Origin of the sequence: Weissella fangxianensis, assembly GCF_024718545.1 — a bacterium.
In the GTDB taxonomy this organism is placed as follows: Bacteria; Bacillota; Bacilli; order Lactobacillales; family Lactobacillaceae; genus Weissella; species Weissella fangxianensis.
Genome location: NZ_JAMXDB010000017.1, coordinates 1 through 23,300, shown reverse-complemented (window position 1 = coordinate 23,300; position 23,300 = coordinate 1). Strand labels below are relative to the sequence as shown.

At 40.3% G+C, this 23,300-nt stretch carries 17 protein-coding genes; 14 read left to right on the top strand and 3 right to left on the bottom strand.

Annotation, left to right across the window (positions count from 1 at the left end; translation table 11 throughout):
* Positions 1-43: 43 nt before the first annotated feature.
* Positions 44-1,537, bottom strand: a complete 1,494-nt coding sequence (locus NGR58_RS05960) for an eL20 family ribosomal protein (RefSeq protein ID WP_258088694.1) — start codon at positions 1,535-1,537, stop codon at positions 44-46.
* A 328-nt stretch (positions 1,538-1,865) separates the two neighbouring features.
* Positions 1,866-2,468 carry a TetR/AcrR family transcriptional regulator gene (locus NGR58_RS05955; protein ID WP_258088693.1) on the bottom strand — a complete coding sequence of 201 codons (603 nt, stop codon included), beginning with the start codon at positions 2,466-2,468 and terminating at the stop codon, positions 1,866-1,868.
* 136 nt (positions 2,469-2,604) lie between these two features.
* Between NGR58_RS05955 and NGR58_RS05950 the strand changes: the two genes are divergently transcribed.
* The 14 genes from NGR58_RS05950 (at position 2,605) to lysS (ending at position 23,141) form a co-directional block, all read left to right on the top strand.
* Positions 2,605-5,124, top strand: a complete 2,520-nt coding sequence (locus NGR58_RS05950; RefSeq protein WP_258088692.1) for a YhgE/Pip domain-containing protein — start codon at positions 2,605-2,607, stop codon at positions 5,122-5,124.
* 274 nt (positions 5,125-5,398) lie between these two features.
* Entirely contained in the window at positions 5,399-6,844 is a 1,446-nt protein-coding gene (locus tag NGR58_RS05945; RefSeq protein WP_258088691.1) for a catalase, read from the top strand.
* Positions 6,845-7,032: 188 nt separating this feature from the next.
* Positions 7,033-7,989 (top strand): TerC family protein, encoded by a 957-nt coding sequence (locus tag NGR58_RS05940; protein WP_258088690.1) that lies wholly within the window; start codon positions 7,033-7,035, stop codon positions 7,987-7,989.
* Between the two features lie 157 nt (positions 7,990-8,146).
* On the top strand, positions 8,147-9,727 hold the full coding sequence (locus NGR58_RS05935; RefSeq protein ID WP_258088689.1) for an amidase family protein: 1,581 nt from the start codon (positions 8,147-8,149) through the stop codon (positions 9,725-9,727).
* A gap of 136 nt (positions 9,728-9,863) precedes the next feature.
* Positions 9,864-10,430, top strand: a complete 567-nt coding sequence (gene pth / locus NGR58_RS05930) for an aminoacyl-tRNA hydrolase (protein ID WP_258088688.1) — start codon at positions 9,864-9,866, stop codon at positions 10,428-10,430.
* A 17-nt stretch (positions 10,431-10,447) separates the two neighbouring features.
* A complete protein-coding gene (gene mfd / locus NGR58_RS05925) occupies positions 10,448-13,948 on the top strand; it encodes a transcription-repair coupling factor (RefSeq protein ID WP_258088687.1) in 3,501 nt (1,166 codons plus the stop codon).
* Positions 13,949-13,952: 4 nt separating this feature from the next.
* Positions 13,953-15,551, top strand: coding sequence for a polysaccharide biosynthesis protein (locus NGR58_RS05920; protein ID WP_258088686.1), 1,599 nt, complete (start codon positions 13,953-13,955; stop codon positions 15,549-15,551).
* Positions 15,542-15,820, top strand: a complete 279-nt coding sequence (locus NGR58_RS05915) for an RNA-binding S4 domain-containing protein (protein ID WP_258088685.1) — start codon at positions 15,542-15,544, stop codon at positions 15,818-15,820. Before NGR58_RS05920 ends, NGR58_RS05915 begins: the two co-directional genes overlap by 10 nt.
* Positions 15,821-15,950: 130 nt before the next feature.
* Entirely contained in the window at positions 15,951-16,322 is a 372-nt protein-coding gene (locus tag NGR58_RS05910) for an FtsB family cell division protein (RefSeq protein WP_258088684.1), read from the top strand.
* Between the two features lie 188 nt (positions 16,323-16,510).
* Positions 16,511-17,485, top strand: coding sequence for a tRNA lysidine(34) synthetase TilS (gene tilS, locus NGR58_RS05905; RefSeq protein WP_258088683.1), 975 nt, complete (start codon positions 16,511-16,513; stop codon positions 17,483-17,485).
* A gap of 106 nt (positions 17,486-17,591) precedes the next feature.
* Entirely contained in the window at positions 17,592-18,188 is a 597-nt protein-coding gene (gene hpt, locus NGR58_RS05900; RefSeq protein WP_258088682.1) for a hypoxanthine phosphoribosyltransferase, read from the top strand.
* A gap of 78 nt (positions 18,189-18,266) precedes the next feature.
* A complete protein-coding gene (gene ftsH / locus NGR58_RS05895) occupies positions 18,267-20,351 on the top strand; it encodes an ATP-dependent zinc metalloprotease FtsH (RefSeq protein WP_258088681.1) in 2,085 nt (694 codons plus the stop codon).
* Between the two features lie 306 nt (positions 20,352-20,657).
* Positions 20,658-21,551 carry an Hsp33 family molecular chaperone HslO gene (hslO, locus tag NGR58_RS05890; protein ID WP_258088680.1) on the top strand — a complete coding sequence of 298 codons (894 nt, stop codon included), beginning with the start codon at positions 20,658-20,660 and terminating at the stop codon, positions 21,549-21,551.
* Between the two features lie 108 nt (positions 21,552-21,659).
* Positions 21,660-23,141 (top strand): lysine--tRNA ligase, encoded by a 1,482-nt coding sequence (gene lysS / locus NGR58_RS05885; RefSeq protein ID WP_258088679.1) that lies wholly within the window; start codon positions 21,660-21,662, stop codon positions 23,139-23,141.
* 62 nt (positions 23,142-23,203) lie between these two features.
* Here the strand turns inward: lysS and NGR58_RS05880 are convergent, their stop codons facing one another.
* Positions 23,204-23,296: an IS3 family transposase gene (locus NGR58_RS05880; protein WP_407077141.1), complete on the bottom strand. Its 93-nt coding sequence runs from the start codon at positions 23,294-23,296 to the stop codon at positions 23,204-23,206.
* Between the last annotated feature and the right edge of the window lie 4 nt (positions 23,297-23,300).

Genomic DNA, 23,300 nt, shown 5'->3' with positions numbered 1-23,300 from the left:
CTTTATATATATCCTGAAATGAATCTGTTTATCTTTCAGCCTTTCAATTTGTTTCGTTAAATGGAGTTGAAACAGGAGAATAGAGTTTTTCTAAAGCATCATTCCCGTTCAAACTATTAAAGTACTTTTCGAAAGCTGCCCAACGATGAGGATACATTGTTTGGATAGCTTGCATGTCGTGTGGATTGCCCAAACTTGAGATAATCAGTTGGGTGAATTCGGCAAATCCTTCATCTTCATTAGAAGATCCACAGTCGGAAACGGCAGCTGCATCGGCTTTGACGGCGTCAGTCCATTCCTGTGTATGTGAATAATCGTCAGAATTAGGATCATTGAATGTCAAGCTATGACCCAGTTCATGAGCACCAGTCATGGCAATCTGACCATTTTTGGGTAGAGAATTCATACGAATTGCCATCATATCTTTACCTGTATTAAAAGTATTATCATCATTATTAGTTTGGAACACATTAGTGATATATTGTCTAAATTCGTATGGGATCACCGCATAAGCTTTGGCGACCTCCTTGGCCTGACTGGCCTCGGTTGTATAAACATTAATTACCTGTTGTGGCTGCTCTGTTATCGAGTTGTTCAAAGTAACGGCTGTTCGATACCCTTTTACATCTCCATCTTTAGAGTACTCAGAATAAGTTGTGGCGGTTGATTTAGATAGTTTATAGGTTGTTTTGTAGCCGGTTGATTCATCGTTTACACCACGATTAACTTGGGGGGAACCACCATTATCTAGCACTTTCCGTAATGCGGCAGCTTGATCACTAACGGATTCATTGAAAAATTCATCCGTCGCGACATCCTTCAGAACCCCACGCATATGAGCTGAGCGAGAACTTGCTGCAGAAGTATAGTTGAACAGACCAGTTTGTTCGTCTGAGGTCAATGACTTGAAGCCATCAGTTGTAAATACTTGTGCCACCTTGTCCATTGTTTGTGGGTCTAATTGCCAATAGGCTGACTTATCATGACTAGATGACGAAATTACATGAGTGTTGTCGTTATCTTGTGCTAAGTATTGGCCAGTGTCTTTATTTTTAATTAGGTAAACATTCTTTTTACCACTAACGTTGCTGGCAGGAACGGATTGTAATTCCCATTGGTTATTGGTAATTGATTTGTCGGTACTGGTATCTGAAAAGTTGATTGCATTGCCTGTGCCACTAGTTAGCAGTTTTTGGCTATTTTCATTGGTAAGTTGATAATGACCGGAAGTCATATAATTTCCGGTCCATAATGATTCTGAGTCTGATGCAGGTTTATCCGTAGCAGCTGGGGCACCTGATTGATTACTTAAATATTGGTTTGATTGGTAGTTTTTCAAATAAAAATTTGATGCTAATAGGTGCGTATTCGCCGCGCCAGTAGGATCAAGTAAGTCTACTAATTGTTGCGAAGTTGTGTCTGCTTGAACTGATTGCGTGTTAAAAAAGGTTAGTCCTGAATCAATGGCGATACCACCTGATATTAAACTCAATATAATTCCCGGATAGATGAACACTTTTTTGCCAATTAGTCGCATAGAAAACCGCCTTTTATATATCGTTATAAGTTGATGTGATTTATTGTAAGATATTTTTTTCACAAATGCTAATTACGAAAAAAGTAAAATCATTACTTGGTTAAAGCACTTTTTTTGATAGAAACCGTGACAATCGGGTTTCGAGGTTACGAAAAAATTACAAAATTAAATTTAAAGATTTTAAGAACAAATTTAAATACTTTTTGAACGACTTTAAAATTGGTTTACATACATATTGGTTAATAGCTATCGGAATAAAAAGTGAACAGAGCAATACAGTTATAACCTAAAATTACATCTGTATTATTTTGTTCACATCGGTTGTTGTTTAGTCAAATGCAATCAAGTCATGTGGCGCCATAAAACGACTTCGCATCAAAATTTCAGCGAGTTCTTCAGGTGACTCTGGATTTTCTTTATCAATCCAATGACGGACGATATTGAGAATGCTATTAATGGCAATTTCCTTTGTATAATCAATTGGTATTGCAGTAGAAAAGTGGCCCTCGTTTTTCTGAAGTTGCATAGTGAAAAGATTGTCTACCACACCTTTTATTTGTGAGAAAAATTGTGGGTCACCATTGGTTGAAAATAAAGCGTGCATGGCCGCCCGTTCGCCATTTACGTATTCCAGTGCCTGATTAAACACGCGATAGGTTGCCCCAGACCTATCAGTAGTTGAATCATTACTTAATGGTTCCTTGAGATTATCTTTCAAGGCAGCTGTAATATTCATAATCAATTCATCTTCAATTTTAGACAGTAATTCATATTTATCCGTATAATGTACATAAAATGTGCCGCGACTTACTTTGGCATCTCGAGTGATGTCAGATACGGTAATATTCGTGAATCCCTTTGTTTCAATCAGTTGAATAAAAGATCGTTTAATATTTTTTTGTGTTCTTGCGTTACGTTCTGCTTGTCTCATAATTTCTACTCCATTTATTGAACAACGTGTTAAAAATTGTCTATTGTACTAACTCCCTATTAGCATTAATATAATGCAGGTAGATAAATTATTCAACAAGTTGTTCAATAATTCTTGTTAAGAAGGAGAGTGTCCAATGCTAAAATCTGAGTGGCAGTGGCTAAAAAACCACAAGTTTTATATGTTAGTCATTTTTGTATTGTTTTTTGTGCCGTCCATATATGCGGTTACCTTTTTAGGGTCACTGTGGAATCCGTATGGCGAAGTGAGTAAATTGCCAGTAGCGGTTGTTAACAAGGATCAGGCAGTTACTTATCAAGGTAAAAAGCTAAAAGTTGGACATGATTTAAAAAATGAATTAGAAAAATCTGATGCCATGAATTTTAAATTCCCATCAGAAAAAGCTGCTGATAAAGGTTTAGATAGTGGTAAATACTATACTGTTATTACGATTCCAAAGAATTTTTCAGCGCATGCAACAACTTTATTGGACAAAACACCAAAACAGATGAAACTGCAATATGAAACGAGTTCAGGACACAGTTTTATTGCCGGTAAATTATCTGAAACGGGCGCTCAAAAAATTGGTAATCAAATTTCTGACAAAGTCACGAAGATATATACAAAAACCATCTTTAAAGAAATGAAGCAAGCTGGTGATGGGATGACCAAGGCTGGTAAAGCCAACAAGAAATTGGCAGATGGGGCAAATACCTTAAAATCTGGTAGTGATCAAGTTACGACTAATCTTGAAAAACTGGCAAGTAGTTCATTAACTTTTGAAGATGGTGCGAAAACTTTAACACAAGGTATCGGTCAATATACGTCTGCGGTTGGTACTGCTAGTGATGGTAGTTCACAATTAGCTAATGGGTTGAATCAAATGAATCAGCAAGCACCAACGTTGATTAGTGGTATTGATCAGCTAAGTCAAGGGACACAACAATATACAGCAGCGGTTGGCACAGCAGCAGATGGGAGTCAGACGCTTTCAACGGGATTGAACCAGTTGAATCAACAAATACCAACATTTGCTAACGGTGTGAATAAGCTGAATGATGGGCTGTCACAATTGAATCAGGAAATGGTTGATAATGATGTCAAAGGGAACTTGACCAAAGTTCAAAAACAGGTTTCGGCACTATCTAGTGTTGTTGATGATACGAAATCAGCGTTGCCTGATGATCAAACAATCAATAACCAGTTTGATACCTTGCAATCAGATTTAAAGGCCTTGGCCAAAGCTAATGCGGCTGATCAAGAGACATTAACGAATAATGTGAATGCAGCTATGCAAGAGGCAGATATTGATATTTCTGATGAACAAAAAGCAAAATTTGTTAAATCATTAGTAAGTAAACAAAGTGATACACAAACTACGCAAGTATTAGCCACAATGACTGAACATGCAAAGTCATTGCAGTCAAATGTGACGCAGTTGGAAGATGTTGCTCAGAAACATCAAGCAACATTAACTGAATTAGCGCAATCGGCTAAGAATACAGATTTGCACCAAGTAAATAATCAATTAACAGAGATGGAGAAGTTGCCAGATGCTGTTGATCAATTAGCATCTGGATCACAACAACTTAATGATAAAGTACCAGCTGTACAAAAAGCAGTTGGCCAATTATCAGGTGGTGCTAAAACATTAAGTGATGGTCTACAGACATTGCAAGGCAAGTCAGCCACACTAAATGATGGTGTTTCTGCATTACAGTCAGGTGCTCAGCAATTGAGTGGTGGCGTTGGTCAATTAGCTAACGGTGCGCAAACACTAGATAATGGTTTGCAAACATTGTCTGGTATGAGTGGCCAGTTAAATAGTGGTGCTAGTCAACTATCTAGTGGTGCAGGCCAAATTAGTGATGGGTCTGGTCAGTTAGCCGATGCAGCTAAACAAATGGGACCTGCATTGACTGAGATGAATAAGGGGAATACGACTCTTGCTGACCAATTAGGCAAAGCAGGAAAGCAAGCCGACCAGCTGAAGGGTACTAAGGGTACGTTCAAGCAAATGGCTTCGCCAGCCACACTTTCGCATACAGAGAAAGACCAGGTACCTAATAATGGAACGGGTATGATTCCATATATGTTCTCTGTCGGAATGTTTGTCGGTATGATGGCGCTTAATCTGATGCTTGACATGGTCTCACCACGAGACAAGGTTTCATCTTTGGGGGCATGGTTTGGTTCAAAGATGCTGATTCTCTTTGGTATTGCAACCATGGCTGCACTAACGCTCTATGCACTAAGTGATTGGATCTTAGGCATGGATCCGGTCAACCCAGGACAAACAATGTTCATCATGTTGTTGACGAGTTATGCAGACGCAGCATTAGTCACAGCTATTTATATGTGGTTCGGTAAAGCCGGTGCCTTTGTTTCAATGGTATTGTTAGTTTTGCAACTAAGTGTTGCCGCTGGAACTTACCCAATTGAGCTGTCAAATAAGTTCTATGAATGGTTACATCCACTCGTACCAATGACATACTCAGTTAATGGTTTGCGTGAGACCATTATGATCGGTGGTTCGGTATCAACAGAAGTCATCGTGTTAGCGAGTGTTGGCGTTGTTTCGATTTTGGCAATGTTCATTTACTTCGTTGTTCACCAGCATAACTTTCGCATACTTAAAGACATGCAAGCAGAATAATTAAGATAAATAGATTTTGGTTTAATTTTAGAGCTGGGTAGAAAAGTCGAATGATTTTTCTGCCCAGCTATATTTTTAATAAAAATGATGAATGACTGTCATGCTCTGATATGAAGCTTGTTACTTGTATATAATAAGTTTTCTTGTTATATAAATCACATTAGCATAATAAATTAGTGTATTTGCATAATAAACGATTGACAGTATAATTAACTATATAGATTTATGCAGTCTACATTTTAATTAACAGACAGATTATGAACGGGGGAATATAATGGCAGACAAGTTAACAACACAATCAGGACAACCATGGGCTAATAATCAACACAGTTTAACAGCTGGTGAGCGTGGCCCTGTCTTGATGCAAGACTACCAATTATTAGAGAAGTTGGCGCATTTTGATCGTGAACGTATCCCTGAGCGTGTCGTTCACGCAAAAGGTGCTGGTGCTAAGGGTGTCTTTAAGTTGACTCATGATATGAGTCAATATACTAAGGCTAATTTGTTCAATGGGGAGAACAAAGAAACACCACTTGCTGTGCGCTTTTCATCAGTGGCGGGTGAGTCTGGGTACCCAGATACCATTCGTGATGTGCATGGTTTTTCTGTTAAATTTTATACAGAAGAGGGAAATTACGATATTGTTGGGAATAACACACCCGTTTTCTTCATCAATGATCCACTAAAGTTCCCAGACTTTATTCACTCACAAAAGCGTGATCCACGTACACACAAACGTGATGCGAACATGCAATTTGATTTCTGGGCTCATTCACCAGAATCAATTCACCAAGTGACTTATCTAATGGGGGATCGTGGTAATCCAACGAGTTTCCGTACGATGAATGGTTATGGTAGTCACACATATAAGTGGGTCAATGCTGATGGTGAACAATTCTGGGTGAAGTATCACTTCATCAGTAACCAAGGTGTGTCAAACATGTCTAATGAGCTGGCTGCTAAATTGGCTAGTGAAGATACTGATTATCTACAAAATGAAATGTTCAACGCAATTGAAGATGGTGACTATCCTTCATGGACCCTTTCAGTGCAGATTATTCCTTATCAAGAAGGGCTTGATTATAAATATGATATTTTCGATGTGACGAAGACCGTTTCGCACAAAGATTATCCTCTTCACGAAGTTGGGGTAATGACATTAAACGCTAATCCTGATAATTACTTTGAAGATGTCGAAGAAATTGCCTTTTCACCAGCTAATTTAGTACCAGGTATCGAACCTTCAATGGATAAGTTGTTGCAGGGACGTTTGTTCTCATACAAGGATGCCGCTCGCTATCGTTTGGGGGCTAATTATGAGCAACTAAAGGCTAATCGGCCACGTAATGAAGTTCATAACTATGCACGGGATGGCTTTATGGCGCAAAACCAAGATGGTAGTGTTAATTACGAACCAAATGGCCAAAATGGTCCGGTTGAAGACCCTCATGCATCAATTACAGGTGACATGTTCCAAGGCATGACAGGTGCGTATGAGCCTTATGATACCGACTATTATTCAGCAGCTGGTCGTTTGTACAACATCATGTCTGAAGATGAGAAAGAACGTTTGGTTGAGACATTCAAGGGTAACCTAGGTACTATTGATAGCCTTGAAAATAAGCAGTTGATGGTACAACAAATGGCACGCGCGGATATGGATTATGGTAAACGTGTAGCTGAAGCCATTGGTGTTAATATCGATGATATAGACATTTAATATGTTTTAAGCATTAACAAGCTGAGACTATTCCGTCTCGGCTTTTTTAATGCAGTAACATTGATGATTACGGGTTATAAAATTGTGATTACTCTATACATGGACAACCACTGGACACCCTGATACAATTATCTGCTAGAACACTCCGTTGCAGAATTACAGTGGAATTAAAAAAGGAAGCGTACTTGATGACAGTTAGTATATGGGTTTGGATTGGTTTTTTTCTATTTGTTATTGCAATGTTAGCCTTAGATTTAGGTGTTTTAAATAAAAAAGATGAAGTCCCAACTTTTAAAAAATCCCTTTTGCAGACAGCGATGTGGGTGGTGTTAGCCTTTATTTTTGCAGCCGGCATTTGGTATTTTGAAGGCAGCGGTCATGCCGTTGACTTTGTGACAGGTTATTTGCTGGAGGAATCGCTAAGTATGGATAATTTGTTTATCTTTATCTTAGTTTTTGGTTTCTTTGGGATTGAAGCACGTTATCAACACCGTGTCCTATTCTGGGGTATTTTTGGTGCTATTATCATGCGACTGCTCTTTATTTTGGGTGGTGCCGCATTATTGAGTAAATTTGAATGGTTGATGTATCTATTCGGTATTTTCTTAGTTTATACGGGCGTTAAGATGTTGTTTGATAAAGGTGATGATAAAGACTTGAATGATAGTAAAATTATTCAAGTTTTGCACAAAATATTACCGGTTAAGGAAGATGTCAGCAAGCCACATTTTATGGTTAAAGAAAATGGCAAATGGTTTGTGACACCGTTTCTAATTGCTTTAATTTTTATTGAGCTGTCAGATATTCTATTTGCAGTTGATTCTATTCCAGCCGTGTTAGCTGTGACGCAGGATACGTTTATTGTGGTGACCTCAAATATTTTTGCGGTGCTAGGACTACGATCATTATTCTTTGCCTTGTCAAAGTTGTTGCCAATGTTCCGTTATATCAAATATGCTTTGGCGCTTATCTTGGCATTTATCGGTGCCAAAATGTTGATTAACGAAGGTGGTAAAATGGCCGACTGGCATTTTGAAATTACCAATGTTGCTTCATTGATTGTTATCGTTAGTTTGCTTGCGATTGCAATCATTGCATCGATTGCCAGAACCCGTTGGGAAGATTCTCACGGGACAAAAAATTAAATAATTGGACCGTCAATCTACCAAGTTGAAATGGTTAGATTAACGGTCCTTTTAAGTTATAATGAAAAGCGTAAACTAAAGGTAAGTCATGCCACTAATTATGTATTATTTTAGTTGGGTATCGTACGATAAAATGTTGACTTTTGGGGGATATCGAATGAATAGAGAACAGAAAATAACAGTCGGGGCTGCTTTGACGATATTAGCTGGGGGAATTGGCTTTTTTACGCGACAACGAATCGTACATGCAGATAGAAAATCTTTGCAGCATGAGTATGCCCAGGGCTATGGGATTTCAGAATTTAGCTATCGGAATGCTTCAGCTAGTGACTTGGCGCAAATGATTCGCAGTGGTCAAGTTACTAGCCGCCAATTGATCAAGCATGTTGTTGCGCGCATTAAAGCAGATAACCCGCAGTTAAACGCCGTGATTAGTTTGCGTGAATCAGCTGCTTTGCAAGAAGCGGCTGATTTAGAGGATACTGGCCAGCCATTTTATGGTGTACCTATTTTAATTAAAGGGTTAGGTCAGCAACTGAAAGAGGCGTCTAATACCAGAGGTTTGTTAGCTTTAAAGAATAAACAGGCGAACGAGACCAGTGATTATGTGAAGCAACTACAGTCACTGGGGTTCATTATTATCGGCCAAACTAATTATCCAGAATTAGGGTTGATTAACGTGACCGCTTCGAAACTGAATGGTACGGCACACAATCCTTGGCGCTTAAATCGTAATACTGGTGGTTCTTCAGGAGGGGCTGTTGCTAGTGTTGCTGCAGATTTTGTGCCACTCGCAACCGGTAACGATGCTGGCGGCTCATTGCGAATCCCAGCATCATTCACGGGTGTGATTGGACTAAAGCCAACCCAAGGTGCGATAACAGGTGATAGTATCGTTCCTTCAACAGTTAACTTTGCGAATGCTCGCTATATTTCTGACTTGCAAGCCTATTTTGCGGGGATGAAGAGTGGTGAGCATCCTGAAATGATAAAAGATGCACCGTCTGATTTAAAGTATTTGAAAATTGCTTATTCGGTAAAATCACCAGTGGGGACGAAAGTTAGCAAAGATGCTATCAAGGCAGTCAAACGAGCAGTTGAGTTCTTACGTGCTCAAGGATATACTGTCGTTAAGAAAGATGCGCCAATTGACGGTGAAAAGTTGATGAAGGCCTATTATACAGCAGCCACGTCGACTGGAACGGATGCCAACGAGGCGATTGAAGCTGAAACTGGGAAACCGATGCGATTTAAAAAAGTTTCACCAATGACATGGGCTTTGTACCAAGCGGACAAAAAGCAAACAACAGCGAGTGAGCAATTTGTTGCTAATGTCATGGTCAAAGTTGCGCAACAGATGACCAATTTCCATGAGCAGTATCCAATTTACTTAACACCAACGACGGCGACGGCAGCACCTAAAAATAATGATCCTGCTTACCTGCCGAAATATGTTAAGCGCTTAAAGCATATTCAAAAATTAAAGCATGACGATCAAATCCAGTTAATTTACGATGCTTGGTTGCATGGTTTATCGAAGACACCATTCACACAATTAGCAAACATATCAGGTGAACCAGCTTTGAGCTTGCCAACCTATGTGACAAAGCATGGGCTACCTATTGGCATTCAGTTGCAGGCGGCTAAGGGACAGGATCAAATGCTGCTACAATTAGGAAAAGAGTTTCAAGACAATGGCCAGTTCGAGTCGTTTGATAGTTACCAAGCAAAAAAATAAAGGCTTTAGGACTATTAAATCAGGATAATTTGGTTTAGAATTTATAAACATTAGATAAATAACACACGCGGGTGGGGGCTGACTAGTCTCGACCCATTTCGTGCGTTAATTGCATACAAAGTGAGGCAAAAGAAAAATGAAAATGATTGTTGGTTTGGGAAATATTGGTAAAGAATATGATAAAACCCGCCACAATATTGGCTTTATGACGGTGGATGCATTGGCGGATAAGTACCAAGCCACATTCAAGCAAGACGGTGCACATCACGCCTTTGTCGCTGATGTACGTATTAACAATGAAAAAGTCTTGTTAGTTAAACCAACAACTTATATGAATGATTCAGGACAAGCAGTGCGTCCCTTAGTTGATTATTACAAGCTCGACTTAGCGGATTTGTTAGTCGTGCAAGATGATATGGATATGGATCTTGGTCGTCTACGTTTACGTCAAAAGGGTTCTGCTGGTGGTCATAATGGCATCAAAAGCATTGCTAGTCAATTGAGTACCCAAAAGTTCAATCGTTTGAAATTTGGTATCGGTCATCCGGCCCATGTCCAACAAGCAGTTGTTGATTATGTACTTGGTCACTTTGGCAAAGACGAACAACCTGATTTATTAGCGGGATTGGATAAGGCGGTAGACATCTTTGAAGGCTTTGCGGCTGGGACAGAAATGCCCATGCTCATGAATCAGTTTAATTAAAAGGATAAAAATACGTTATGCGATTAACTGAACTTTTACAACAGGATAAGGCTTTACAGCAATTAGCCACTGGGTTGACTAAAGGTGGTCGTCATTTGATGACGGGTATCTCTGGTACTGCCCGGACAGTCTATTTAGCATCGTTACAACGACAAACGCAGCAACCAATGGTGATTGTGTCAGATAGTCAATTTCATGCCGATCAATTAGCGGAAGACTTACAAGCGTTGTTGGGGGATGAGCACGTGGCGGTTTTTCCTGCTGAGGAAAGTTTAGCAGCTGAACTAGCTGTGACATCGTTGGATACACGTTTGGCACGTGTTAATGCCTTGCATTTATTACTGACCGATCCACAGGCGGTAATTGTCACTGGTATTGCTGGTGCGCAACGTTACTTACCACCAGTTAAAACGTTCCAACAAGCGCAGTTGACGCTTGATTTTGATCATGAATATGATTTAAAAGATTTGGAAACACAACTACACCAAATGGGATATCATCGGAATACGACGGTTGAACAACCTGGTGAGTTTGCCATTCGTGGTTCGATTGTTGATGTGTATCCGCTAAATGCAGATTATCCAGTGAGATTAGATTTTTTTGATACGGCATTGGATTCAATGCGTTCGTTTGATGCTGAAAACCAACGTAGTATTGAAAATATGACGTCGTTAACTATTTTGCCAGCAACGGATTTGGTTATCAGTGATACTGGACGGCAATCGGCAAAAACCCGTTTAGAACTAGCAATGACGAAGCAACGTGACCAATTAGCGGGTGCAGATAAGCGACATTTGACTGAAGCCATCACGCCCTTATTAAACACGCTAGCAGATGGACAGCTTTTGCCAGAAATACGAGCATATTTACGTGCGCTATACCCTGATGCGGCTAGTTTGTTTGATTATTTGCCAGCGAATGGGGTTGCTGTTTTCGATGATTATCCTCGTGCCGTTGAAAATGCAGCGCAGATGCGCTTAGATGATACGAATTGGTGGACTGAAAAACTTGATAAGCAACAAGTACTAACTGATGCAGATTTTGGTTGGTCGTTGACTGATCAAGCACGTGATGTTCAACAAGCTAGTTTGATTTTTTCACCACTGCAACGAGGGATTGGTCAATTACGGCAAACTAGTTTAACTAACGTGACGGTACGGCCAACACAACAATTCTTTGGCCAGATGCCTTTACTTAAAGGCGAGGTTGAACGTTGGCAAAAACAAAACATGACCGTGATTTTTTTAACCAATTCAAATGACCGACAAGTAAAGTTGGTTCAGACATTGAATGATTTTGGCATTAAGGTCAATCAAGTGGCTGTTGATGAATTGACCACAGGGCGGACGCAATTGGCGACTTTGCCATTGAGTGCCGGTTTTGAATTGCCAATGCAAAAGTTGGTAGTGTTAACGGAAAAGGAACTGTTTCAACAGGTTCGTAAACGTGCACCAAAGCGACAGACACTGTCGAATGCGGAACGTATTAAAAGTTATAACGAGCTAAACCCCGGTGATTATGTCGTCCACGTCAACCATGGTATTGGTATCTATGAGGGGATGCAGACGATTGAAAACCGTGGTGTGAAGCAAGATTACATTACGATTGCCTATCAAAAGGGTGATAAGTTATTTATCCCAGTGACTCAACTTGATTTGGTACAGAAGTATGTTGGTGCAGCCGAAAAGGCGCCTAAAATTAATAAAATGGGCGGTACTGAGTGGCAACGGGCAAAGGCTAAAGTTGCCAAAAAGGTTGAGGATATTGCGGATGAACTCCTAGCTTTATATGCGGAACGCGAAATTAAACAAGGTTATGCATTTGCCCCAGATGATGAGGCGATGCGCCAATTTGAAGATGCCTTTCCTTATCCTGAAACACCAGATCAGATTCGGTCGGTCAAAGAAATTAAGGCTGATATGGAAAAATCACGACCAATGGACCGCCTATTGGTTGGTGATGTTGGTTTTGGTAAAACTGAAGTTGCTATGCGGGCAGCCTTTAAAGCAGCCCATGAGGGTAAACAGGTGGCCATGTTAGTCCCAACGACTATTTTAGCCCAGCAACATTATGATTCGTTCTTGAGTCGTTTTGAGGGAACGGATTTGAAGATTGCTTGGATGTCACGTTTCCAAACCAAAAAGCAAATGAAAGAACTCAAGGATGGATTGAAGAACCATACCATCGATATTGTGATTGGGACGCATAGTTTGTTGGCCAAAGATGTGTCGTTTGGTGACCTGGGATTGCTCATTGTGGATGAGGAACAACGTTTTGGCGTAAAGCATAAGGAACGTCTAAAGAGTCTGCAAACGAATGTTGATGTCTTAACGCTAACTGCAACACCAATTCCACGTACCTTAAATATGGCGATGGTCGCTGTACGTGACTTATCAGTCATTGAAACGCCACCAGCAAATCGTTATCCCATCCAGACTTATGTGATGGAGCAAAACGGTCGCGTCATTGCCAACGCTATTGAACGAGAGATGGCACGTGGTGGTCAAACCTTTTATCTACATAATAGTGTGGCAGACATTGAAAAGGTAGCGGGGATGATTCAGAGCCTAGTTCCTGAAGCGCAAGTGGCTTATATTCATGGTCAAATGACTGAAACCCAAATGGAAGGTATTTTAGTTGACTTTATTAATGGTGAATATGATGTCTTAGTCACAACAACGATTATTGAGACTGGTGTGGATATTCCAAATGCCAATACATTGTTTGTTGAAAACGCGGACTACATGGGACTGGCGCAATTGTATCAGTTGCGTGGACGCGTTGGTCGTTCAAATAATGTGGCTTATGCCTATTTCACTTATCCAGGAACGCGTTCACTTAATGAAGAAAGTGAGAAGCGTCTAACCGCTATTCGTGATTTTACTGAATTGGGATCTGGCTTTAAAATCGCCATGCGTGATTTGTCGATACGTGGTGCAGGTGATTTACTTGGTCAATCGCAGCACGGATTCATTAACACGGTCGGGTATGATTTGTATACGCAGATGTTGCAAGAAGCCGTCGCTGCTAAACAGGGAAAGCAGCCCAAGCGTTTTGATTCAGAATTGGATTTGCAGGTTGAAGCCTATTTGCCAGCAGATTACGTTGCTGATGGTCCACAAAAAATCGATTTGTATCAGCGTATTCGTAAAGCAACTAAAGAAGACCAGTTTGCTGAAATTACAGATGACTTGGTCGACCGTTTTGGTGATATACCAGCGGCTACCAATCGTTTGTTAATGGTGTCGCGGTTAAAGGCAGTTGCTGATCAAGTTGGCGTTGCCCAAATTAAGCGGACGATCAATCAACCGATGATTGTGACGATACGTTTTGATAAACAAGCTCAGGTGACCCGTGAACAAGTCCAACAGGCCATGACAACGACAAAAACACGTGGCCAAGTTAAAGCAAATGACCCAGTTTTGTTTGCAATGGCTATTCAGCCAAAACAGACGGATGACGAATGGTTACAGAACTTGATGCAGTTTTTGACAGCGTTATTGCCAAAAAAGGATTAGGGATATGAGTAAAAGTAGTCAAAATTTAATGGCAGGTGCTGGTATTCTGACATTGGCGGGGATTATTGCCAAAGTTCTCAGTGCCGTCTATCGGATTCCTTTTCAAAATTTAGTTGGGAATACTGGCTTTTATGTTTATCAGCAAGTTTACCCAATATACGGGATTGGGGTCGTGTTGGCTTTAAGTGGTTGGCCACTGTTTATCTCGAAAATTATTACCGAACAAATTGATAATGAACGTAAACAGCTGGTTGCTCGGCGATTATTTTGGGGACTTTTAATTATTAGTTGTTTTTTGTTTCTGTTTGTTTATGGTGGGGCTCCCTTGTTAGCGCTGGGGATGGGAAATGATTTAAAATTAACGCCAGTCATTAGATCCGTGGCCTGGATGTTTTGGTTCATGCCGTTCTTGGCAGTTGGTCGTGGGTTTGCCCAAGGACAACTGCATATGATGCCAACGGCCGTTTCACAAGTCATCGAACAACTGGCCCGTGTCGGAATTATTATCGGCGTAGCCTGGTGGGGTGTTCATGCTGGTTGGTCAATTTATAAAATTGGTACTTGGGCGATGGCGGCAGCTGCCTTTGCGGCGCTGTTAGCAACATTATATATTAGCCGTACGATCAAATTAGTTTGGCAAACGCCAATTTCGGGGGCTGTTAAAAAAGATCGAGAAATTGGCTGGATACGGATTTTTCAGCGCTTGTGGTCAGAAGGTAATCTACTCGCCATGCTAGCGGGGCTATTGGTCTTATTACAGTTAGTTGATTCATTTTCAACGAAAGGCTTACTAGTAAATAGTGGTTTAGGTGCGCATGCAGCTGAGTATGCCAAAGGAGTCTATGACCGTGGACAACCGTTAGTCCAGTTAGGAATGGTACTCGCAACAGCTGTTAGTACTTCTTTGTTGCCAGTTTTACGGTCGCATGCCGTTCGAAAAGAAGACGGTGCTTTTATCCATGATTTTCAAATGATGTTGCGATTGTCACTGATTTTATCAGGTGTTGCGACTACTGGTTTAATTGCCATCATGCCCGTGGTGAACCAAGTATTGTTTAGTACCCGTGAAGGTAGTCAGGCATTAATGGTTTTTGTGATCACAATTGTTCCGGCAACAATTATTTTGATTGTTACTAGTGTTTTGCAAAGTTTAGATTATACACGAGGTGTTGGCTGGTTTGTCATTTTAACGATGTTCGTTAAGTACATTTTGAATATGTTATTGGTACCAAAATTTGGTATTATGGGTGCCGCAATGGCAACTTTGTTATCATTAGTGCCAATGTTATATTTTGTTTTACGACGGTTGCCAATAAAATTGCGACGACAATGGCATAGTCGATATTGGTGGTATAAACTGATAATGGTGCTACTTGTTGTTTTATTAACGGCTGGATCATGGTGCTGGTTGAGTAATATGTTATTTGGTTCATCACGATTAGCTAGTTTATTGACACTGATTACTTCGGCATTAGTTGGTATAATAATGTTTATAGTGATGATTTGGCGTTTACGCCTATTATCAAAAGAAGAATGGTACACTTTACCAAAAGGGGATAAGGTGTACAACTTCTTAGAACGAAAGGGAAACTTATGCGATTAGATAAATATTTAAAGGTAGCACGCTTAATTAAGCGCCGTTCAGTAGCAAAGGACATATCAGACCAAGGGCGAATTGATATTAATGGTAAAACCGCCAAGTCATCTAGTGATGTTAAAGCTGGTGATGAGTTGACTATTCGTTTCGGAAACAAAACGTCAGTTATTTCAGTGGATGAAATTGTTGAGACAACCAAGAAAAATGAAGCTGAACATATGTACAGCATCGTCTCGGAGTCTTATGCACAGAATTTTGACGAGGATGTAAAGTAACGCTCTGTTACTTTTTTATATGAAAATGTTAAGAAACACTAATGAGAGTTAAGAAACTTTAATTCTTGCGGTAAAGTTATGATAATAAAAAGTAAGCCGACACTTGGAACGATTCGGAAGGCAATTAGTGATGCGTAAAACAAATGAACAATCAAATATACGGCCACTAAATGCTGCCGGCAAACACCATATCGCGATTGAAGCACAACAAGCGAAATATACGCGTTATATTCATTTGCGGCGACGTTTTCTTTTGGGTGTCTTCATGATTATTGTGGCAGTTATTGCTATGGTGAATTTTCATAAGCAGTATACAAAATATACAACGGCTTCTGCTGGATTAGCTGAAACGACTAAGACTCTAGCGACTGCTAAGACATCACATTCTAATTTGAAACAAGAAGTTAAAGATTTGGATGATGATAGCTACTTAGAAAAGTTAGTACGTGAGAAGTACATGTATACGAAAGATGGCGAGACCGTCTTTAATATTCCAAACTAGAATTTACAGACTTATAATTAATACATTTTTAGCACAAAAAGTGGTTGAGACATTTGTTTTGTCTCAATCACTTTTGTTTTAGTCAAAAAAGCGATGAACTGATATCTTAGGTTCAACCCGCTTTGGTTCACACTATGTATTTTTAGCCTATAATGGACTTAGCCAGAAAAAGGAGTACGTGGATAGGAATGCAACCTAGAGTTTTACGAGCTAATTTAATCCGCCACATTCGTGAACAACAGTTGTTTGATGCAACAGATCATGTATTGGTTGCTGTGTCGGGTGGACAAGATTCATTGCGATTATTAAGATGGTTAACAGAAGGTGATTTACCACAAGACCTGCAGCCAAAGGTTAGTGCAATTTATATTAATCATCAACTGCGTTCTGATGCATCACAGGAAGAAGCATTGGTCAGGCAAGTTTTTGCACAAACACCACATTTGCAGTCAGCAACTGTCAGAACATTAGATTGGGCAGCAGCACCAACAGTTTCAGTTGAAGAACAAGCACGTGAAAAACGATACGGCATCATGTTTTCAGTTGCAAAACAGGTTGGTGCTAATATGATTGTGACTGCTCATCATCGGGATGATCAGGTTGAGACTATTTTATATAAATTAGCACGTGGTAGTCGTTTAGAGCAGCTGACAGGGATGCCTGCTAAACAAAATCTAACAAATGGCTTACAACTAGTACGACCATTTTTAGGATTGTCTAAGATGGCATTAAAGGATATCGTTAAGGAACCTGTGCAAGAATGGATTGATGATTATACAAATGATGACCAACGCTATGCTCGTAATCGTTTGCGTCATGCAATCATTCCAGATTTGCAGCATATAAATAAGCAAGCTATGATGCATATTATTGATTTTGCCGATCAATTAACAGCGCTACAAGCATTAGCTGCACCACAAATTGACCAATATGTAGTAGCATTAGAAACAGGTCAGTTGGACTGGGAATTACCTCAGGAACAATTGCTGTTAGTGCTACAACAATGGTTAAAAAACCAACAAGTGTTAGACATTAAGGATCGCCAATTACAACAGGCTATTCAACTAATGAAAAATAAAAATGTCGCTACTGGGACTATTCATTTGAATGACCATCAAAGGCTAATTAGAGACCATCAATGGTTGAGTTTAGTAAAAAGTTAAAAGTTTTTCAGTTCTTTTAGTTATTGGCTAAACATTTAGGGCCAAACATGGTATTCTTAAACTTATGTAACAGTAGGGGAATTAAGATTTAGGAGATTAATAAAACATGAACCAGCCGGACATGAACAATGATATCGAACGGGTATTGTATAGCGAGGCGGAAATTGCACGAGCTGCTAAACGAGTTGGTGAACAATTAGCTGCTGACTATCAAGATAAGACACCAATTATCTTATCAGTATTAAAAGGTGCTGTTTTGTGGACAGTTGATGTGATGCGTCATATGCAATATGCGGAAGTCGAGTTTATCGATGTTTCTAGTTATAATGGTGGTATTGCCTCATCAGGTAATGTCGATTTGGTAACAGATCTACAAACTGATATCAATGGACGCGATATTATCATTATGGAAGATATTGTTGATACAGGTCGGTCACTAAAGTTCATGATTGAATTATTAAAGAGTCGTGGCGCAAAATCAGTGAAAACTGCTAGTTTGTTGGATAAAAAAGACGGTCGTGTTGTCGAAGCAACTGTTGATTACGTTGGCTTTGACGTACCAAAAGCCTTTGTGGTAGGGTATGGACTGGATTACAAACAGTTATACCGTAATTTGCCATATGTTGGCGTTTTGAAGCGCGAAGTTTATGATCCACAACATGCTGATATTGTTGACACGGTGGATATCACACCAAATCACTAATTTAAACTGGAAAATGAGTTAGTAGGATCGTACATAATATAAGGTAGTAACTGCTATTGCTATCTATAGGAGGAATTGATGAAAAACCAACGAAACGGAAATTTTGTCCGTAATAGTTTGTTTTACGTAATCGTAGTCCTCGGTATTATGGGGTTGATATATTGGGTAGCCGGGCCCACACAGACCTCAAATACTAAGACTATCTCTACGTCAACATTTATGACGGAATTACGTGACAAAAAGATTGATAAAGTCACGGTTCAACCTGACGATGGGGTTTACACCGTTAAGGGTGATTATACAAAAGCGCAATCAAGTAAAAAGTCTAGCAACAATGACGCCTTTACCTCGTTGTTAGGCGGTGGTCAATCGGGGAAGGCAACTTCCTTTGAGACAAAGTTAGTTGGTAGTGACGATGTTATTGCGAATGTGCAAAAGATTGCTGATAAAGCAGATACAGATATCACGACAAAGGCGCAACCTACTAATTTCTGGGGTACGTTCCTAGTAACTATTTTGCCATTGATCTTGATGGTTGGTTTGTTCTACCTAATGATGGGTGGTATGAACCAAGGTGGTCAAGGTGGCCGTGGCAATATGATGGGAATGGGTAAGTCAAAGGCTAAGCCCGCTGACCCATCAGAAAACAAAAAGCGCTTTAAGGACGTTGCTGGTGCTGAAGAAGAAAAGCAAGAACTTGTTGAAGTTGTTGAATTCTTGAAGGATCCAAAGAAGTTCTTAAAGTTAGGTGCCCGTATACCATCCGGTGTGCTTCTAGAGGGGCCTCCCGGAACTGGTAAAACTTTGCTAGCCAAGGCAGTTGCTGGTGAAGCTGGTGTGCCATTCTTCTCAATTTCTGGTTCTGACTTCGTTGAGATGTTCGTTGGTGTTGGGGCAAGTCGTGTTCGTGACTTGTTTGAAAATGCTAAAAAATCTGCACCATCAATTATCTTTATCGATGAGATTGATGCTGTTGGACGTCAACGTGGTAACGGCATGGGCGGTGGTCACGATGAACGTGAACAAACGCTGAACCAAATGTTGGTTGAGATGGACGGATTCGAAGGTAATGAGGGTGTTATTGTCATGGCGGCCACAAACCGTTCTGATGTGCTTGACCCTGCGTTGCTACGTCCAGGTCGTTTCGACCGTAAGATTTTGGTTGGTCGCCCTGATATCAAGGGCCGTGAGTCTATCTTGAAGGTCCACGCCAAGAATAAGCCAATCGATTCAAGTGTTGACTTAACGGAAATTGCTAAGCAAACACCTGGCTTTGTTGGAGCTGATTTGGAAAACTTGTTGAACGAAGCGGCGTTGTTAGCTGCTCGTCGTAACAGTACGACCATTACAGGTAAAGATTTGGATGAAGCTGAAGACCGTGTTATTGCTGGTCCGGCTAAGAAGGATCGTGTTGTGTCAGCAAAGGAACGCAAGACCGTTGCTTACCATGAGGCAGGACACGCCATTGTTGGCCTTGTGTTGAATGAGGCTCGTGTTGTCCATAAGGTTACGATTGTTCCTCGTGGACGTGCTGGTGGATATGCCATCATGCTACCTCGTGAAGATCAAATGTTGATGAATAAGACGGACGCTATGGATCAGGTTGCTGGTTTGATGGGTGGACGTGCTGCTGAAGTATTGATATTTAATCAACAATCTTCAGGAGCTTCAAATGACTTTGAGCAAGCTACTGGTATTGCCCGCGCCATGGTAACACAATATGGTATGTCGGATAAGCTTGGTATGGTTCAGTTGGAAAAGGATGGTGGCCCACAATACGGTCAGCCACTTTATTCAGATACTACTTCGCGCCTAGTTGATGAAGAAGTACGTAAAATCACGACTGAGGGTTATAACACAGCTGCTGACATTATTACTAAGTACAAGGATAAGCATGAGGCAATTGCCCAAGCTTTGCTAGAGTACGAGACGTTGGATGAGAAGCAAATCTTGAGCTTGTTCAACACTGGTAAAATGCCTGATGAAGCTGCTTCTGAACCTGAAAAGTCAACACCAATGTCATATGAGCAGGCTAAGCAGGCTGCTAATGATAAGTTGACTGAAGATGAGGATGTTGCATCTGAAAAGGCAACTGCGTCAGAGTCATTAACGCATGATGAAGATGAACCATCAGATAATGACAATGATGATGATCGTGCTTAATATTTAATAAATGAGCAATATAAAATGGTTGAGACAGAATAAATGTCTCAACCATTTTTGTTTAAAGTGCATTCGTTACAACCAGCTTCAAAACGACTTTTGTCACGCTCTCCATAAACGCGTTTCAAAAGTCTGAAGCTTCAATGTAACAACGATGGCGTAATTCTGCCCCTTCGCTGCGCTGCGAGTCAAAATAACGCCATCATTGTTACAACCGGCTTCAAAGCGTTTCTTGTCACACTCTCCTTTTTAGGCGCTGTATGTTACACTTGATAACGGAAAAACAATCAGAAAAGGGAAATCAATATGGCAGATAAATTAGTACGTGCGGTAACAAATGATGGTAAGTTTCGCGCCATTGCAATTGAAGCAACTGAAATGATGAAAACAGTTGCCACTTTCCATGATGCTTCACAATTAGGCATTACGGTTTTGGGACGCGCTTTACTTGGTTCATTGATGGTATCGAATGCTATTCTGAAAGGTGATGAGCGTTTGGCTATCAGCATTGATGGTCAAGGGCCTGCAGGCAAAATAGTTGTTGAAGCGTCAGCACAAGGAGAGGTTCGTGGCTACGTATCTAATCCACAAGTAACCTTGCCTTTAACTTCTCAGGGACAACCCGATGTGGCAAAAGCGGTCGGCACAGATGGCTATCTTTCAGTCAGAAAAGATTTCGGCACGGATGAGCCATTTACAGGGCAAGTTGCGTTGGTAACTGGTGAAATTGGAGATGATTTAACTTATTATATGGCTAAATCTGAGCAAATCCCTTCAGCCGTAGCAGTATCTGTGCTAGTTGATCCAGATGGTACCGTGGTGACGGCTGGTGGATTTATGATTTCGACATTGCCTGACGCAACTGATGAAGATATTGCATCGTTGGAAGATAAATTAGCTAATTTTCCAGCAATCTCTACCCAAATGCTTGAAGGGTTTACACCAACTGATTTACTAAATAAACTGTTTGGAGCTGATCAAGTGAAAGTGTTGACAACAACTGAAGTTAATCTGTATCCAGAAATTGCCAAGCGTGATTATGCACGTATGTTGGCAACATTGCCGTTGTCAGAATTACAAGAAATTTTGGCTGAAGACCATGGTATTGAAATTGTTGATCGTTTTACAGGTAAGATTATTAACTTTGATGAAAGTGAACTACAAGCTATTATTGCTAGCAAAGACGCAAATGGTTTGTAAAATTAGTCCTGAGACTTGCAAAATGGACGGAAGATTGGCAAACTTATAAATATGTATGGTGGCAACATCAACGAATCAATAAAGGGAAAATGAGGCAGGAATAGGAATATGGCTGACCAACAAGTGTCGTTAAATGACCAAATGATCAAGCGCCGTGAAAAGATGACTGAACTGCGTGATGCAGGTATCGATCCATTTGGTCACCGTTTTGATCGGACGCATATGGCATCTGAACTACATCAATTGTATGATGATGTTTCAGGTGAAGATTTAGAAACACAGGCAAATGAAGTTGCTATTGCTGGACGTATGATGATAAAACGTCGTTCAGGTAAGATTAGTTTTGCTGACATTAAGGATCGTTCAGGACGTATCCAAGTGTTCGTACAAAAGCCAGTCGTAGGCGAGGACGTCTATGACTGGTTTAAGAAATCTGATTTGGGTGACTGGTTAGGTTTCAAAGGAACGATGATGAAGACTCGTGCCGGAGAGTTATCATTAAATGTTACTGAAATCACACATCTTTCAAAAGCTTTGCGTCCCTTGCCAGACAAGTTCCATGGCTTGACGGATGTTGAAACGAAATATCGTCAACGTTACTTGGACTTAATTGCTAATGATGATTCATTTGAACGTTTCCAAAAGCGTTCAAAGATTATTTCTGCTGTGCGTGCTTATATGGACGGAGATGGCTTTACTGAAGTCGAAACGCCAATGCTACAAAATGCAGCCGGTGGTGCAGCTGCGCGTCCATTTATCACACATCACAATGCATTGAACATCGATCTATACATGCGTATTGCGCTTGAACTACACTTGAAGCGTTTAATCGTTGGTGGTATGGAACGTGTTTATGAAATTGGTCGTGTTTTCCGTAACGAAGGAATGGATCCAAAGCATAACCCTGAGTTTACTGTTATGGAATCTTATGCTGCATTCTGGGACCTAGGCGATGTCATGACTGAAACAGAAAACATCTTTAAGGCAGCTGCTAAAGCTGTTTCTGATGATTTGACAGTTACTTATCAAGGACAGACAATTGATTTGAGTAAGACGTTTGCCCGTAAGCATATGATCGATCTAATTAAAGAACAAACTGGTGTTGATTTCTGGCAAGAATATACACTAGAAGAAGCCCGTGCAATTGCCGATGAAAAGGGTGTTAAGTATGAACAATACTGGGGTGTTGGTCATATCATTAATGAGTTCTTTGAAGAATTTGTTGAATCTACTTTAATTGAGCCAACATTTGTTTATGGACATCCTGTTGAAATCTCACCATTAGCAAAGAAGGCTGATGATGACCGTTTTGCACAACGTTTCGAATTGTTCATCGCTGGTGGCGAGTATGCTAACGCATTTACTGAGTTGAATGATCCAATTGATCAACGTGAGCGTTTTGAAGCACAAGCTGCAGAACGTGCTGCTGGTAATGATGAGGCAGAAGGTATCGATGAAGACTTTATTGAGTCTTTGGAATATGGTATGCCACCTACAGGTGGATTGGGTATTGGTATTGATCGTTTGATCATGCTATTAACTGATGCTGAAACAATTCGTGATGTTTTGTTGTTCCCAACAATGCGTTAATAGAATTATAAATAAATATAAAAAGGCGATTGTGAACTGAACCCCAAAAATTGGAGAGAAGTTTAAGCAACTAACTGGTCGGAAAGATTTCGGTATTGAACCGGAGTTTTTCCGGCCAGTTTTGTTTTAATCCGTTTATTATTGTAGTAATAGATATAA

Excerpts from the sequence above, each read along its gene's own strand:
- NGR58_RS05960 (WP_258088694.1), bottom strand. The coding sequence starts at position 1,537 with ATGCGACTAATTGGCAAAAAAGTGTTCATCTATCCGGGAATTATATTG.
- NGR58_RS05955 (WP_258088693.1), bottom strand. The coding sequence starts at position 2,468 with ATGAGACAAGCAGAACGTAACGCAAGAACACAAAAAAATATTAAACGA.
- NGR58_RS05950 (WP_258088692.1), top strand. The coding sequence starts at position 2,605 with ATGCTAAAATCTGAGTGGCAGTGGCTAAAAAACCACAAGTTTTATATG.
- NGR58_RS05945 (WP_258088691.1), top strand. The coding sequence starts at position 5,399 with ATGGCAGACAAGTTAACAACACAATCAGGACAACCATGGGCTAATAAT.
- NGR58_RS05940 (WP_258088690.1), top strand. The coding sequence starts at position 7,033 with ATGACAGTTAGTATATGGGTTTGGATTGGTTTTTTTCTATTTGTTATT.
- NGR58_RS05935 (WP_258088689.1), top strand. The coding sequence starts at position 8,147 with ATGAATAGAGAACAGAAAATAACAGTCGGGGCTGCTTTGACGATATTA.
- pth (WP_258088688.1), top strand. The coding sequence starts at position 9,864 with ATGAAAATGATTGTTGGTTTGGGAAATATTGGTAAAGAATATGATAAA.
- mfd (WP_258088687.1), top strand. The coding sequence starts at position 10,448 with ATGCGATTAACTGAACTTTTACAACAGGATAAGGCTTTACAGCAATTA.
- NGR58_RS05920 (WP_258088686.1), top strand. The coding sequence starts at position 13,953 with ATGAGTAAAAGTAGTCAAAATTTAATGGCAGGTGCTGGTATTCTGACA.
- NGR58_RS05915 (WP_258088685.1), top strand. The coding sequence starts at position 15,542 with ATGCGATTAGATAAATATTTAAAGGTAGCACGCTTAATTAAGCGCCGT.
- NGR58_RS05910 (WP_258088684.1), top strand. The coding sequence starts at position 15,951 with ATGCGTAAAACAAATGAACAATCAAATATACGGCCACTAAATGCTGCC.
- tilS (WP_258088683.1), top strand. The coding sequence starts at position 16,511 with ATGCAACCTAGAGTTTTACGAGCTAATTTAATCCGCCACATTCGTGAA.
- hpt (WP_258088682.1), top strand. The coding sequence starts at position 17,592 with ATGAACCAGCCGGACATGAACAATGATATCGAACGGGTATTGTATAGC.
- ftsH (WP_258088681.1), top strand. The coding sequence starts at position 18,267 with ATGAAAAACCAACGAAACGGAAATTTTGTCCGTAATAGTTTGTTTTAC.
- hslO (WP_258088680.1), top strand. The coding sequence starts at position 20,658 with ATGGCAGATAAATTAGTACGTGCGGTAACAAATGATGGTAAGTTTCGC.
- lysS (WP_258088679.1), top strand. The coding sequence starts at position 21,660 with ATGGCTGACCAACAAGTGTCGTTAAATGACCAAATGATCAAGCGCCGT.